The following is a 14135-nucleotide window of genomic DNA, read 5'->3' as shown; positions in this document are numbered from 1 at the left end:
ACCCCGAGGAAACGCTTGTCAATCGGAAACGCTTGTCAATCTGGACTTACGAATTAGCCGAGCACCGAATTCAAGTCGTGTTCAGCTCTTCAAGAGAGTTCTCAACCAGATCTCTAGCAGAAGGTAAATCGACGGTCGAAATCAGACCAACTGCGCCAAATATGTAATTTCTGTCCCGGAATAATCTTACACTGGATTTAGGCAACAACTCTTTTTCGTGTTTCGCGGAGAGAGTCCGTACGATCTTCATAATCTTCGAAGAGAATTTCGATCTACTAAGGATTCCTCCGGTGCCGATCACCGATTTCACGGCGGTCAGATCCTTCCCATAAGCAACTTCGGTTCTACCAGTCGGACCATAGAGCTGTTTTATGGTTCCAGCGTGTCTTCGGATAGAGGTCTCGAAACAGTATGCGGCCAACTTCAAGGAGAAAGCCTCATCACGATCATTCTTTGGATAAGGAGTTAGGTTTCGAAGGATGTTCTCAAGGTCGGGAAACTCTTTCCCCAGTTCATCTCTTCCGATTTGCTCTATTACATGACTGGCGTTTACATAGATTCCAAGATCACCTTCAACCGTTCTCTTTGATCTTGGCTCGGGAGCCAGCAAGATCGACGCTATTTCGGGATCTCCGTCTGTAACGGAATCGACATCGGTGGTTGCTCCCCCGATATCTACCACAATAACGTCGTCATTGACTTGGGAAAAGAGTTCCGTCGCCAGCATGACGGCCGCGGGAGTCGGTATTATCGGTTTGTCAATGACTGAATAGACCTTTTCCATCCCGGGGCCATTGACGATATTTTTGGAGAAGACTTCACGAATCACTTGTCTCGTTGGTTCGACGTTTAGCTCGTCTATTCGCGGATAAACATTGTCGACAATATGGACGTCTCTCCCGTTAGTCGAGATTATTTCTAGAACGTCATCGGCAGCAGCAACATTCCCAGCGAATATTATTGGAATATTCTGATCGAGATCTCTAAGAATCTCGGCGTTATGTACCACAGTCTCTTTTTCTCCGTAATCGACCCCACCTGCAAGAAGTATGAGCTTTGGATTGGCTGCCTCAATCTTCTTTAGATCTCTCTCACTCAATTTGCCGGCTGTTACCAGCTTTATCACTCCGCCAGCTCCCAGGGCAGCTTCTCTTGCCGCCTTTACGGTCATGTCGTACACCAGTCCATGAACCGTCATTCTCAAACCGCCGGCCGCGCTTGAAGAAGCCAGGAAGACACTCCATTCGAGGTTGTCGCAGCCCAGAGATCTCTTCAGGTTTCTCAAAGCATTGTCAATGCCGATTGTGACATCGTTCTCATTTACGGTCGTATAGGACTCACCCTGTCCCACAAATCTCATCGATCCAGAAGCGTCACATGAAAAAGCAGAGAGCACCGTAGTGGTGCTCCCGATTTCTGCAGTCAAGAACTCGACTTTCATCTACTCTCCAAAAGCTCCCTGACAATCTTGTTGACGAGTTTCCCATCCACTCTCCCCTTCAATCTAACCATCAGTTCTCTCATAACCTTTCCCAAATCGGAGGGGTTGTTTGCCTTCAAATCCTCGATTGTCTTTAGTGCTACTGCTCTTATTTCATCAGGACTCATTTCTTCGGGAAGATAACTCTTAAGTATTTCGAGCTCTTCGGATTCACTTTGTACTAAATCGTCTCTTTCAGCCTTTCTGTACGCTTCGATGGACTCTTCACGTTTTTTCGCCTCTTTTCTTACAAGGCCAATCACAATCTCATCCGTTAGCTCACCCGATCTAGCTTCTTCAGAAGATGCAAGATACATCTTTACCGACGAGATCACGCTTCTCAGTGTATTGGTCTTGAGAGAGTCTCTTGCCTTCATTGCTTCTTTCATATCCTGCTGAATGCGATCATAAAGAGTCATCAAATCACCTCTACTGTTCATCGCTTATCTCTAATGCTTCTTCTTCCTCAAAGGAGATAGGTCTTACAAGTGGAAAGGGGATTATATCCCTGATCGATGGGGAATCAGTAACCAGCATAATTATCCTGTCCCAACCTACTCCAAGCCCACCCGTAGGGGGCATACCGTATTCGAGGGCTCTGATAAAGTCATGATCCATCATTTGAGCTTCCTCATCACCTATATCCCTTAAACCCGCCTGATGGAGGAAACGGTTGTACTGCTCTATAGGATCATTCAACTCACTGAAAGCATTAGCCATTTCCATCGAGCTTATTATCAGTTCAAATCTCTCTGTAACTCTTGAGTCTTCTCTGTGCACCTTTGAAAGCGGAGAAATAATTACCGGGTGTTCGGTAACAAAGGTGGGATTCACAAGATTATGCTCAACCAAATCCCACAATTTTTCGATTAAATGGCCTCTCTCTTTAATCTCCGGTTCTGTGTTGTGTTTCTTAAGGACGGCCATCATTCTATCATCTGAGTCCTCCAGGATATCAACGCCTAGATTCTCCTTGATAAAATCTGCCATCTTCACTCTGCGCCAAGGCCTTGAAAAATCGATCTCTTTACCCTGGTATGAAATAATCTCCGAGCCAGTGATCTCACGGACCACGAAATTTATCATCTCTTCGGTGATGTTCATTATGTCGTTGTAGTCCGCGTAAGCCCAGTACAATTCCATCATCGTAAACTCAGGATGATGCTTGTATGAGACACCTTCGTTTCGGAAGTTCTTCCCGATTTCAAAGATTCTCTCAAATCCTCCGACCAGATACCTTTTGAGGAAGAGTTCTTCCGCTATCCTCAAGTACATATCCGACTCGAAGACGTTGATATGAGTCTTGAATGGCCTCGCTGACGCACCCCCGGTCAAATAATGGAGCATTGGAGTGTCCACTTCAACAAAATCCTTGGACTGAAGAAATTCTCTGACCAGCCGGAACAGCTCGGAACGAATCTTGAATCTCTTCAGCGCGTCGTCACTTGAAAGCATCTCTACGTATCTTTGCCTGTAGATTATCTCCTTGTCCTTGACGCCGTGCCACTTCTCCGGCATCATCCTGATAGACTTGGAGAGTATTTCGAACTCCTTAACAAAAACGGATATCTCTCCCGTGTGGGTCTTGAAGGGAAATCCCTTTACGCCGACAAAATCACCAATATTAACGTATTTCTTGAAAACCTCGAAGCTCTCCGCTCCCACTCCGTCAAGCCTGATGTATGCCTGGATTCTGTCAGAGTTATCCCTCAAGACAAAGAAGCTCGATTTTCCGTGATTTCTCACGGCAACAACTCTGCCGGCCGTACTAAGAACTGTATCTTCCTTCGTTTCCGAATTTTGAAGATAGGCGAACTCGCTCTTGATCTGAGCTGCCCAGTGCGTCTTATCAAAGCTATACGGGTAAGGTTCAATACCCTCCTGACGCATCTGATTTATCTCTTCGATTCTCTGTCTACGTGTTTCTTCACTCATTAGATATCCCCATCACTTTCCGATGGTAAGAATCTTGTATTTCGCCCAACCCGCAGGAGTTTTCACCCTTACCACCTCATTGACTTTGTGCGTCAACACTCCGCGCCCAATAGGAGAATCGGAAGAGATCTTCCCTTCAAATATGTTAGCTTCCTGAGCATTAACGATTCTGAATTGAGATTTTTCATTCGTATCTATATTCAGTAACTCCACAACATAACCCAACTTCACAGTGCTGAGGTCGCCGTCGTCCTCAATGATCTCGGCATTGTTGAGAATCTCTTCCAGCTGTTTTATTCTGCTGTCGATTCTTCCCTGCTCATTCTTGGCCTCATCGTATTCGCTGTTTTCGCTGAGATCGCCCAGTTCCCTGGCTTCCTTAATCCTTTCAGCAATATCGTACATTAGCTTTTTCCTGAGGCTTTCCAGTTCCTCTTTCATTCCGTTGAAGCCTTCTTGCGTAAGGTAGATCACTTTCTTCTTCACGACCTGGACCCCTCCATTCAACGATTTCTGTCGTCTCTGAGTTCCTCAATTATATCCATGAAATGGTCTAAATCTCTAAATTCCTTGTAAACAGATGCGAATCTAACATACGCAACCCTGTCCAGAGACTTGAGTTTAGTCATCACCATCTCACCAATCTCGCTTGAAACAACTTCATGTTTCCCGGACTTCACGACTTCGTTTTCAACGGAATCAACGATTTCATTAACTGTATCAACAGATATTGGTCTCTTCTCACAGGCTCTTAGCAGTCCATTCAAGAGTTTCTCCCTGCTGAACTTCTCTCTCCGTCCGTCTTTCTTCACCACCAAAAAGGGAAGTCTTTCATATCTCTCGTATGTCGTGAATCTAGCACCACATTTCTCACACTCTCTTCTTCTCCGAATCGAAGTGTTTTCATCGGTTGGTCTTGAATCCAGGACTCTCGTAGAATCTCCACCACAAAATGGACATTTCATTTATTTATCTCCTAGCTCTTCGGCCAACGCCATTAGTTTTTTCAACCTATTATATACTGCTGACTTGCTCATCGGTGGATTCATGATTTCGCCGAGCTCTCTCAAATTGAGATCCTCGTTCTCCAGACGTAGAATGGCAACCTGTTGAAGGTCCTCTTCCAGATTTTCTATTCCTAGCTTCCTGTCGACAATTCTGATGGCCTTGACGTGTTTTGCCATGGCCTGTCCGGACTTATTTGCATTTGCTGTCAAGAAGTTCAGGGTTCTACTAACATCACTCCTGATCTTTCTCACTTCTATAGCGCTGGAAAGCCTTGTGACGGTCTTCTTTCCACCCATCAGGGAAAGTAGCTCGATGATATCCATCGAGGACTTCACATATGCTTTGAATTTGTCCCTGACCTTCACCACACCGACTTTTATGTTGAAGTTCTCAGAAACATACTGTTTCACCGAATTCACAAATGCTTCGGTTGTATCGAGAGTAATCTCAAGATGATACTCCTTAGAAGGATCGACTACCGATCCACCGGCCAGATAAAGGCCTCTAAGAAAGGCTCCGAAATAGACCGGATCCTCCCTGACAGGTCGTGGAATCGAATCATCTCGGACAGATATTCCATTCCTTCGAAGAAATTCTTCAACTTCTCCATAGAGATAACTCAGTTCTCCGCCGCGTTTCCTATCTAATCTGACTTCTTCGATTACCTGGGTTTCAAAAATTGGAATAGAAAGTCTCTTTGAAACCTGAAACAGCCTCTTCAAACTTGTAATTGACGTGAGAGGAATCACCAAGAATGAGGTGTTCCCCCTTAATCTCAAAGTTCCCCTTGATTTAACGAAGCCAAGATACTCTGCTCTACATTCTGCCTGATCATCGAGCGGAAGATGACATAACTCTTCTTTGAGTTTGTCGGCATAGCTCAAATTCCTTCCTCTCCCAACAAGCCTAATTCATGAAGAATCGAAATTATTCCGGCTCGAGAGTGCCTAAGTACGGGGCGTCTTCTTCCATTATCTGTAAACTCGGTAGTCGCTCCGGTTATTACCTTAACCCTCCCATCCGAAATCATGTCATTTTCGACCGGACGTGAGCCTTTCTCTTCATAACTGCTCAAAACCGACGATGCAACGCCCCCGATCTCCGTCCAGAAAATAAGATCGAATTCTACCCCACAATAACTCTCTGCGATTTGTACGTGCTTTGCCAGTGAAAAATCATCCGTTTCACCCGGTTGAGTCATGATGTTACAGACATAGATCTTTCTCGCTTGAGATCTCTTCAGCGCCTCCTTTACACCGGAAACAAGGAAGTTAGGTACAACGCTTGTAAAGAGACTACCGGGACCGATAATTATCGTATCTGCCGAAACCAACGAGTCGCTCACCTCTGGAAGAGCTTCGCACGCTCTGTCAAGAGAGACTTTTTTAAGCCTCTTTCCAGCTGCCGATACTCGGGATTCTCCCTTGACAATTGTCCCATCGTCAAGCTCACCCACGAGACTAACGAGATCCTCCGCCACGGGCAGGACAATGCCTTTGATCTTAAGCATTCTGGAAGCAGTCAAAACTGCCTCGGAAAAACCTCCACACATCTCCATGAGACCAGCGATAATTATGTTTCCGAGCGAATGACCGTTCATCGCCGGGGCACTGAACCTGTGAGAAAACACCTTCGTCAACAGTTTTTCATCATCGGCTAGCGCGATAATATTGTTTCTTACATCACCGGGCGGAGGCATTCCTAAAGCCTCTCTCAATATTCCGGAACTTCCCCCGTCATCTGTTACAGCCACAATCAGAGTAAGAGAAGTAACGAAATCCTTTATCACTCGAGCGAAAGTCGAGAGCCCGGTCCCACCTCCGATAAGAACTATCTTGCTCATCCTAAACTCTTCCTCTCACATTTATCCCTGTAACGTTCAGATCGACACCCTTCACATTCTCGAATCTTCCGAGATATCTCTTTAGAATATCCTGGAAGATTCTGGTGTTGCCACTTACGTAATAATCAACCGTCGAAGGTTCAGGCGACAAAATCGTAGCCCAGTCAGCTACGTCCCTCACAATATACTCGGATGGATCGACAACCTTGGTTTTTGAAGGCAAAAACCTCTCAATCGAGTTTTTTATGAAAGGGTAGTGAGTGCATCCGAGAATCATGAAGTCTGGCTCAATCTCAGCAAAGTCATTCAAATAATACTTGACGATCGAGTCGACAATCTCACCTTCCCAGATACCCTCTTCGATCAACGGCACGAAGAGTGGGCAAGCTTTTTGAACTATCTTACTGAAGCTTTCATAGCGAAATAACTTTCTGAGGTAAAGAGACTTCTTTACCGTGTTTTCAGTTGCGATTATGGCCACCGTTGAATTATCGGGAGCCGACTCGCCGATTCTTCTAACTGTAGGATCAATTATGCTGAAGTATGGAACACCGAGCTCCGCTTTATCACTTTGCGTAAGTATCGAATCAGAAGTGTTACAGGCCGTCACTATTGCATCGACATTTAATTGAGCAAAGAGGTCGAATATTTCTCTTACATATCTTCTTAGCGTCTCTACTGGCTTTGAGCCGTAAGGAACTCTGGCAGTATCGGCAAAATAATGAAAACTCACTCCTTCGGGTAACGTCTCCACGAGCCTTTTAAGAACAGTGAGGCCACCTATTCCGGAATCAAAAACTCCAATTCTTAATCTACTTCTCAACCTCGTCACGTCCCTGGAAGTATTCTGAAAGAACCTCTTCGTATTTCGCCTTTAGCCTAAGCAGTTCATTCTGACTTCTCACAAGGTCGTGTGCAAGGTTGACAGAAATCCCGACCAGTATTTTTTCATAGCCGATTTCCTCTTCATTATTCTTCAGTGAATCATATAGCTCGCCTATCTTTGAAAAAACTTGATCCACGAGTTCTTGCGGATCACTAGTAAGAAAAGTGTACTTCCTTCCTCCGAGATCTAGAGAGACTGAACGCTTCATAGCTGGACTCCTTATACTTTTTTACTGTCTTCAACGAGGCTGCCTCTGACTCTTTTTATCAGTGAAGAGATTGTTCTTGATTCACTCTCAAGGCGGAGCTCAAGCTCCCGGATTCTTAACTCAGATTCTTCGACTTTTTTCTGTGACGTCTCGAGTTGATTCCAGAGCTGTTCGTTTTCCTTTCTAAGTCGGGTGAATTCCTCCACCATTTTGTCCACAACAAGTTCGAGCTCCTGATAACGTTCCAAGAACTACACCCCCTATTGTGAGATTATAACACCTTGAAGAAGAAGAAAAGTAGTAGCCGCCCACGAAGGGGCGGCCATCATTTCGTAGTTGTCAAGCGTGACTTTCAGCTATTGCAACCAGCTGTACAAAGCTTTCTTGAAGGCTTGCGCCCCCAACTAAACCACCGTCAATGTTCTCCATTGAAATGAGTGATTCGAAGTTTTCTGGCTTGATACTTCCACCATAGAGAATCCGAACACTCTCTGACAAATCAACGCCATAAAGAGACGCAATTAGATCTCTGATAAACTTCATCGCTTCATCGGCCTGCTCTGGCGAAGCAACCACGCCAGTTCCTATTGCCCAAACTGGCTCATAAGCGATTATTATGCGCTCTAGATCGCTCTTTCCAAGACCGGAAAAGCCCTTTCTAATCTGGGTTTCCAGTACCTCCTTCATTCTGCCGGCTTCTCTTTCTTCAAGAGTCTCACCAACACAGAAAATCGGTGTGAGGCCATGCTTCAAGACTGACTTGATCTTCTCACCAGTCAGCTCGCATGTTTCGCCGAAAATGTGCCTGCGCTCAGAGTGACCAACCAGAACATATTCAACAGCAAGATCTGACAGCATCGATGCAGAGATCTCTCCTGTGAAGGCTCCGCTGTCGGCTGGATAGATATTCTGTACTCCGAATTTGATCGAAGTGTCCTTTAGAATATCGGCCACCCCTGCAACCGAGAGACTTGTTGGAAAGACAACGACATCTACCGCATTTTCATTACCGATTGACGATGCGAGGAAGCCTGCAAACATTCGAGCTTCATTAGGCGACTTGTTCATCTTCCAGTTTCCCGCGACCATCAATCTACGTTTTTTTTTACCACCCTCAATCGAAAGGCTTTTTATCCCGGGCATTTCCTTACCTTCGAGCATCTCTAGCGATGCGCCGCCCCCCGTCGAAACATGGGAGACCTTTTCAGCAAGCCCAAACTTGTTTATAGCGGCCGCACTATCCCCGCCGCCAATTATCGTAACCGCATCATTGAGCGAGGCCAGCGTTCTCGCAATCGACTCCGTTCCCTTAGCGAAGTCGTCGATCTCGAAGACTCCCATGGGTCCATTCCAAACGACTGTTTTAGCATCGCTCAGTTTCTTATTAAAAAGATCTATTGTTGATGGACCTATGTCAAGCCCCTTCCAACCAGCAGGGACGCCTTCTTCAAGATCGACTACTTTCGATTCACTACCGGCTGCAATCTCCTTTGCGATCACCGTGTCGACGGGAAGGACAAATTCAACATTCTTTTGCCTTGCCTTCTGAAGAATCTCTCTTGCAAGATCGATTTTGTCTTCTTCTACGAGAGAGTCTCCAACACTCTTTCCCTGGGCCTTTAGGAACGTGAACATCATTGCGCCCCCGATTAGGATCCTATCTGCCTTCTCCAAAAGATTGGTGATCACTCCAATTTTGTCTGAGACTTTCGCTCCTCCAAGAATGACCACGTAGGGGTGTTCGGGATTCTCAATTGCCATCCCAAGCATTTCTATCTCTTTTTGCATGAGGAACCCGGGCACACTGGTCAAATAACGAGCAACTCCCACGTTTGAGGCGTGGCTTCTATGAGCAGTGCCGAAAGCATCGTTGACGTGAATATCTGCAATAGATGAGAGTCTCCTCGAAAAGTCCGGATCGTTCTTCTCTTCTTCAGAGTAGAATCTGACATTCTCCAGAAGAAGAATGTCACCATTGTTCATTTTTGAAACGGCCTTCTCAACCTCTTCTCCTATACAGTCCGGGACGAAAGTAACGGGTTTACCGATCAGTGACTGAAGCCTCTCGGCGACTTTTTCGAGAGAGTACTTCGGATCTCTCTTCCCTTTGGGTCTACCCAGATGAGAAACGAGAATCGCCTTGCCCCCTCTTTCGATAATCTCATTGATAGTAGGCAATGCCGCGACGATTCTGGTATCGTCACTCACCTCACCCGTCTCTTTATCTAGAGGTACGTTAAAATCAACTCTTACAAGAACCCTTTTCCCAGCCAGATCGATATCCTTAAGAGTCAATGTCTTAGACATTTCTTAAGCCTCCTCTCCTCAATAAAACGGGGCCTCGGGGCCCCGTCGACAAAACTCAGAGTTACATTTCCATCATTTTCTTCGCAAGATCAACAACTCTGCACGAGTAACCGTACTCGTTGTCATACCACGAACAAACCTTTACAAGGTTACCCATTACGGCCGTCAGTTTACTATCGAATATCGCGGAAACAGTCGTTCCAACTATGTCAGAAGAGACAAGCTCCTCTTCGGTGAATTCAACTATTCCTTTCAGTTCGTTTTCTGCAGCTTTCTTCACAAGTTCATTTACTTCTTCAGCTGTAGTGTCCTTTTTGAGAACGACCGTCAGATCGGTTATTGAACCATCGGTAACGGGAACTCTCATCGCTATTCCATCGAGTTTACCTTTTAATTCTGGGATAACCACCCCTACAGCCTTGGCTGCACCGGTTGATGTAGGAATTGTGTTGGCAGCGGCCGCCCTGGCTCTTCTTAAATCACTGTGAGGAAGATCTAGAATTCTCTGGTCATTGGTATATGCGTGTACAGTCGTAAGATAGCCCTTCTCAATTCCAAAATTGTCGTTCAGAATCTTTATTATCGGTGCTATTGAATTAGTTGTACAGGAAGCATTGGAAACAATCTTCATCTCTGGTTTAAGAACCTCATCATTGACACCGAGCACGATTGTGGCATCCACTTCGCCCTTTGCGGGGGCAGTAATCAAGACCTTCTTCGCTCCAGCATCAATATGAGGCATGGTCTTCTCTCTGCTTCTGAAAACCCCTGTTGCTTCTATGACGAGCTCGACGCCAAGATCCTTCCAGGGAAGATTTGCAGGATTCTTTTCGGCGAATACTTTCACTTCTTTTCCGTTAACTAATATGGCTCCTTCCTTAGCTTCTACTGAGCCCTTGAACCTTCCATGAACAGAGTCGTATTTAAGAAGATGAGCAAGAGTAGCGGCATCTGTCAAGTCGTTGATCGCAACAACGTCGAACTCCCCGCGCTTCACCATCTCTCTAAAGACAAGTCTTCCGATTCTTCCAAAACCATTGATCCCTACTTTGTGCATTCGTTACACCTCCTAAAGTATGTTGTCCGGTAGATTGAACTCACCTGTTATTTTCGCTGTTTCCTCTTCTCTCCTCTTTGTTACTTCAGCTAACGCCTCGTTTATCCCCGCGATTATCAAATCCTGAACGATTTCGAAATCCTCTTCTCTTATTTCCGGCTCTACCTCAATGGATTTGATGCGATAGTCGCACGTTGCAACTACGTTTATTGCACCGCCACCTGCAGAAGCGGTAACTTCAATCGACTTGAAACTATCTTCAAGATTTTCCATCTCTTCTTGTGCCTTCTGCGCCTGTTTAAGAAGGTCGCCCATATTGGAACCTTTCCTTGAACCTCCGTAGTTTCGTCCTCCGAGGCCCCTGAATTTCTTCGCCATAGTTATTCCTCCTCAAGCTCTATCTTTATTTTTCCAGTCTCTATATCACTCTTAAGCCCCAGGCCTGTAATTACCGATTCAAAATACTCTCTTGAATCTCTGTCGAGGCTTTCAAGGGCCTCTTGTCCAGCCGCTTTGTCAGAGAGAACGAATCGTTTGCCGATAATATCTTCAGCGATTTTGTTTATCGATTCCATTCTTTCCTTCAGAAGCTCACTTGAGAATTCGCTATCTGGTTCTATTATTAAGTCCTCGATTCGATTCCCCTTCCTGATTTCCGCCAGACTTATCAAAGTCCACCACAATATATAATCCTTCATTCTAAGATGTTCGATGAATAATGAGATCTCTTCACTTTCTTCGGTGACTGAAACCTCAAGCTTTTCAGGCTTCTCACTATTTTCGTCAACAGCGATCGGAGATACTTCGGATTTTTGCGTGTCTTCGCCGTTCTGTTTTCCGAAGCCGCCCTTAAGGAGGACCATAACTTCAAATGTTGTCTGTTTGTCTTCGGCATACTTTAATTCTTTATTTGTTTCCCAAAGAGCCGAAAGCAGCCTGAAACAATCGTCACTCGGTCGCTCAACAAGTCGTTCCTTGACCGCATCAATCGCCTGTTCAAGAAATACTTCGTGCGTGAAGCCTCCAGACTGGATTTTTTCGGAAATCTCAAGTACTGAAGATGGGTTTCCCGATGAAAACGCCTGGAGAAATTCCTCTATTACCTCTTCGGGCAGGATCCCAAGAGCGGTTCTAGCTGCCTCTTCCTTAACGTTACCAGAGTATGAGATTACCCTCTCCATAAGATTTACAGCGTCTCGCATTCCTCCGTGTGCCGCCTTGGAAATGTATCTCAAAGCCTTTTCGTCGTATTGAAGCTCTTCGGCTCTCGCAATTCTTTCAAGATAAGTTACTATGTCTTCTTCCCTCAAAGGTTTGAAGTAAAAGATTTGACAGCGGGAAAGAATCGTTTCAGGAACTTTCTCGAGATTAGTAGTTGCCAGGATGAAAACCACCCTATCGGGCGGTTCTTCAAGAGTCTTGAGAAGAGCGTTGAAAGCCTCTCTGGTAAGCATGTGAAATTCATCTATAATGTAGACTTTGAATTTTCCCATTACCGGTCTGTAAGAAACCGCATCTCGGATCTTTCGTATCTCATCTATGCCTCTATAAGAGGCGGCATCGAGCTCTACAACATCCATATGAGAAGAGGAGTCGATTGCTTTGCAAGAATCGCAAACTCCACAAGGTTTTTCCGATCCTTCCGAAAGACAGTTAAGCATCTTCGCAAGAATACGAGCGCTAGTCGTTTTTCCAGTACCTCTTGAGCCTGAGAATATATATGCGTGGGAAAGCTTGTTCTTCTCTATCGCCTTTCCCAGGATCTCTTTTACCTGATCCTGACCGACTAACTCATTGAAATTTCTTGGCCTATATTTCCTATACAAAACTTCAGACATCTTAATCACCCGTTCATCTGAATTATAGCAGATCGTCTGAAATTTGTTTGGGCACGAAATGAGAATACTGTGAAAAAGAAAGTGAAAAATTTAACTAACTTTTCTAGACAGAATGATTATTACATTCGCGACTAGGAGACTCTCCTTGTTTCCCATTTTCCCCTCAGATAGTAAAAAATCATTACAGTTGCCTCTGCGATATCGGAAAAAACATATGAAAGCCAGACCCAGACTATGCTAGCTTTCATGAACGCTACGAAAACTATCAGCATAGGAACCTGAATCAGCCATCTGGAGACAACGCTGCCCGCTACGAATGGAAAGTTGTAACCCGATCCCCCGAAAACTGAGGAGAGACCGAAGCCATAGGCCAGGACTGAAATTCCAAGAGAACCATATTTCAAAAAGCTCGCGCCATATGAAATGATCTCTGGATCATCATTGAAGATTCCAATAACTATCTCTCCACCAAAGAACGCAATCAGAGCGAAGAAGAACATAATGAAGAATCCAATTAATCCCGCCGTTTTTGCAGTCGCTCTCGCTCTGCCAACATCATCTGCTCCTAAATTCTGCCCGACCATCGCAGAACCCCCCATGTTAAGTCCCACAAGAGGCATGAATGCAAGTCCGAACAATCTTCCCGTTACTCCTACAGCAGCAACGGCAGTTGTGCCGTATAGTGCCACGAATTTCAGAACCACAACGGCGGCAAGATTTCTGAAGAAACCCTCCAGTCCCGTTGGAAGCCCAATAGTTAGAAGCTTCCTGTCAATGTGCCTATCGAGGCGGAAAAGCCTCGATAGCTTCGGTTTGACTCCCTCTTTGCCCGAGAAAAGAATAAAAAAGCCAAGTAGAAACGATGCGGTCTGTGCTATGACGGTTGCTACCGCTGCGCCGAAGACCCCTAGTCCAAAACCCGGAATCGACGTTCCGGGAATGTGACTAAACATCAGAATCGGATCGAGTACCACATTGAGGGCGCTAGCCATCATCATTATGTACATCGGACTCTTCGCGTCGCCTATGCATCTTAAAGCCGTATTAACGGAGTAAGATGAGAACATCATCGGCAGGAAGAACAACCGGATATAACCGTAATCTAGAGCTGCTGTTATTACTGTCGGATCGTTGCTGAAAAAACCTAGAGAAGGTTTTAGAAATGCAGCAACTAACAGTGCGGAAATCAACGCAACTATGAACTTGAAAGTAATGGTCTGTTCTATCGCCCTGTTCGTCCCTTCTAAATCCTTCTTTCCAAAGCTCTGTGAAATCAACGAAACAGAGCTCTGACCGATAATTGAATTAAGAATGTCTACAATCCAGAAGAGAGTGGTGAAGATGGTGACTCCCGCAATGGCTTCACCGGAGATTCGACCTATCCAGAAAATATCCACTATGTCGTAGACCATTTGTGCACTGAATCCAATCATTGTAGGAACAGACATCACGAGAAGATTTTTCAGAATGTTGCCCTGAGTAAGATCTCTTGCCATTTAAGCCCCCTATGTTACCCTTGAAAAGAGACGCAAAAAGGAAAATTCTATCCATCAGAACACAGAAATTATAACCT

Annotated in this window: 15 protein-coding genes; all 15 read right to left on the bottom strand. The window is 45.2% G+C overall.

The window, feature by feature from the left end; translation table 11 throughout:
- Window positions 1-70: 70 nt before the first annotated feature.
- Window positions 71-1441, bottom strand: a complete 1371-nt coding sequence (locus Y696_RS13500; protein ID WP_006487460.1) for a GlmL-related ornithine degradation protein — start codon at window positions 1439-1441, stop codon at window positions 71-73.
- On the bottom strand, window positions 1438-1899 hold the full coding sequence (locus tag Y696_RS13495; RefSeq protein WP_014729958.1) for a GatB/YqeY domain-containing protein: 462 nt from the start codon (window positions 1897-1899) through the stop codon (window positions 1438-1440). Before Y696_RS13495 ends, Y696_RS13500 begins: the two co-directional genes overlap by 4 nt.
- 10 nt (window positions 1900-1909) lie before the next feature.
- Window positions 1910-3415 carry a lysine--tRNA ligase gene (gene lysS, locus Y696_RS13490; protein ID WP_121510772.1) on the bottom strand — a complete coding sequence of 502 codons (1506 nt, stop codon included), beginning with the start codon at window positions 3413-3415 and terminating at the stop codon, window positions 1910-1912.
- 12 nt (window positions 3416-3427) lie between these two features.
- Complete coding sequence (gene greA, locus Y696_RS13485; RefSeq protein WP_014729956.1) at window positions 3428-3901, bottom strand: transcription elongation factor GreA; 474 nt, start codon at window positions 3899-3901, stop codon at window positions 3428-3430.
- Between the two features lie 17 nt (window positions 3902-3918).
- Window positions 3919-4380, bottom strand: a complete 462-nt coding sequence (gene nrdR / locus Y696_RS13480; protein ID WP_014729955.1) for a transcriptional regulator NrdR — start codon at window positions 4378-4380, stop codon at window positions 3919-3921.
- Window positions 4381-5307 (bottom strand): DNA-binding protein WhiA, encoded by a 927-nt coding sequence (gene whiA / locus Y696_RS13475; protein WP_006487455.1) that lies wholly within the window; start codon window positions 5305-5307, stop codon window positions 4381-4383. It lies immediately after the preceding gene.
- On the bottom strand, window positions 5304-6266 hold the full coding sequence (gene yvcK, locus Y696_RS13470; RefSeq protein WP_121510771.1) for a gluconeogenesis factor YvcK family protein: 963 nt from the start codon (window positions 6264-6266) through the stop codon (window positions 5304-5306). The genes whiA and yvcK overlap by 4 nt, the downstream gene beginning before the upstream one ends.
- A 1-nt stretch (window position 6267) precedes the next feature.
- Window positions 6268-7098, bottom strand: a complete 831-nt coding sequence (gene murI / locus Y696_RS13465; protein WP_259459966.1) for a glutamate racemase — start codon at window positions 7096-7098, stop codon at window positions 6268-6270.
- A complete protein-coding gene (gene zapA / locus Y696_RS13460; RefSeq protein WP_006487448.1) occupies window positions 7079-7360 on the bottom strand; it encodes a cell division protein ZapA in 282 nt (93 codons plus the stop codon). The genes murI and zapA overlap by 20 nt, the downstream gene beginning before the upstream one ends.
- Before the next feature lie 11 nt (window positions 7361-7371).
- Window positions 7372-7608, bottom strand: coding sequence for a hypothetical protein (locus Y696_RS13455; RefSeq protein WP_006487445.1), 237 nt, complete (start codon window positions 7606-7608; stop codon window positions 7372-7374).
- A gap of 91 nt (window positions 7609-7699) precedes the next feature.
- On the bottom strand, window positions 7700-9667 hold the full coding sequence (gene tpiA / locus Y696_RS13450) for a triose-phosphate isomerase (RefSeq protein ID WP_006487443.1): 1968 nt from the start codon (window positions 9665-9667) through the stop codon (window positions 7700-7702).
- A gap of 61 nt (window positions 9668-9728) precedes the next feature.
- Window positions 9729-10724, bottom strand: coding sequence for a type I glyceraldehyde-3-phosphate dehydrogenase (gap, locus tag Y696_RS13445; RefSeq protein WP_121510770.1), 996 nt, complete (start codon window positions 10722-10724; stop codon window positions 9729-9731).
- 12 nt (window positions 10725-10736) lie between these two features.
- Complete coding sequence (locus Y696_RS13440; RefSeq protein WP_006487438.1) at window positions 10737-11102, bottom strand: YbaB/EbfC family nucleoid-associated protein; 366 nt, start codon at window positions 11100-11102, stop codon at window positions 10737-10739.
- A 2-nt stretch (window positions 11103-11104) separates the two neighbouring features.
- Window positions 11105-12562 carry a DNA polymerase III subunit gamma/tau gene (dnaX, locus tag Y696_RS13435; protein ID WP_121510769.1) on the bottom strand — a complete coding sequence of 486 codons (1458 nt, stop codon included), beginning with the start codon at window positions 12560-12562 and terminating at the stop codon, window positions 11105-11107.
- Window positions 12563-12693: 131 nt separating this feature from the next.
- Window positions 12694-14058 carry an MATE family efflux transporter gene (locus tag Y696_RS13430; RefSeq protein WP_183084240.1) on the bottom strand — a complete coding sequence of 455 codons (1365 nt, stop codon included), beginning with the start codon at window positions 14056-14058 and terminating at the stop codon, window positions 12694-12696.
- Between the last annotated feature and the right edge of the window lie 77 nt (window positions 14059-14135).

It is taken from the genome of Mesotoga sp. H07pep.5.4, from assembly GCF_003664935.1.
Lineage (GTDB): Bacteria > Thermotogota > Thermotogae > Petrotogales > Kosmotogaceae > Mesotoga > Mesotoga prima.
This window is presented reverse-complemented; position numbering and strand designations above follow the sequence as displayed.

Coding starts and splice junctions, on each gene's coding strand:
- Y696_RS13500 (WP_006487460.1), bottom strand. CDS start 1,441: ATGAAAGTCGAGTTCTTGACTGCAGAAATCGGGAGCACCACTACGGTG.
- Y696_RS13495 (WP_014729958.1), bottom strand. CDS start 1,899: ATGACTCTTTATGATCGCATTCAGCAGGATATGAAAGAAGCAATGAAG.
- lysS (WP_121510772.1), bottom strand. CDS start 3,415: ATGAGTGAAGAAACACGTAGACAGAGAATCGAAGAGATAAATCAGATG.
- nrdR (WP_014729955.1), bottom strand. CDS start 4,380: ATGAAATGTCCATTTTGTGGTGGAGATTCTACGAGAGTCCTGGATTCA.
- yvcK (WP_121510771.1), bottom strand. CDS start 6,266: ATGAGCAAGATAGTTCTTATCGGAGGTGGGACCGGGCTCTCGACTTTC.
- zapA (WP_006487448.1), bottom strand. CDS start 7,360: ATGAAGCGTTCAGTCTCTCTAGATCTCGGAGGAAGGAAGTACACTTTT.
- tpiA (WP_006487443.1), bottom strand. CDS start 9,667: ATGTCTAAGACATTGACTCTTAAGGATATCGATCTGGCTGGGAAAAGG.
- gap (WP_121510770.1), bottom strand. CDS start 10,724: ATGCACAAAGTAGGGATCAATGGTTTTGGAAGAATCGGAAGACTTGTC.
- Y696_RS13440 (WP_006487438.1), bottom strand. CDS start 11,102: ATGGCGAAGAAATTCAGGGGCCTCGGAGGACGAAACTACGGAGGTTCA.
- dnaX (WP_121510769.1), bottom strand. CDS start 12,562: ATGTCTGAAGTTTTGTATAGGAAATATAGGCCAAGAAATTTCAATGAG.
- Y696_RS13430 (WP_183084240.1), bottom strand. CDS start 14,058: ATGGCAAGAGATCTTACTCAGGGCAACATTCTGAAAAATCTTCTCGTG.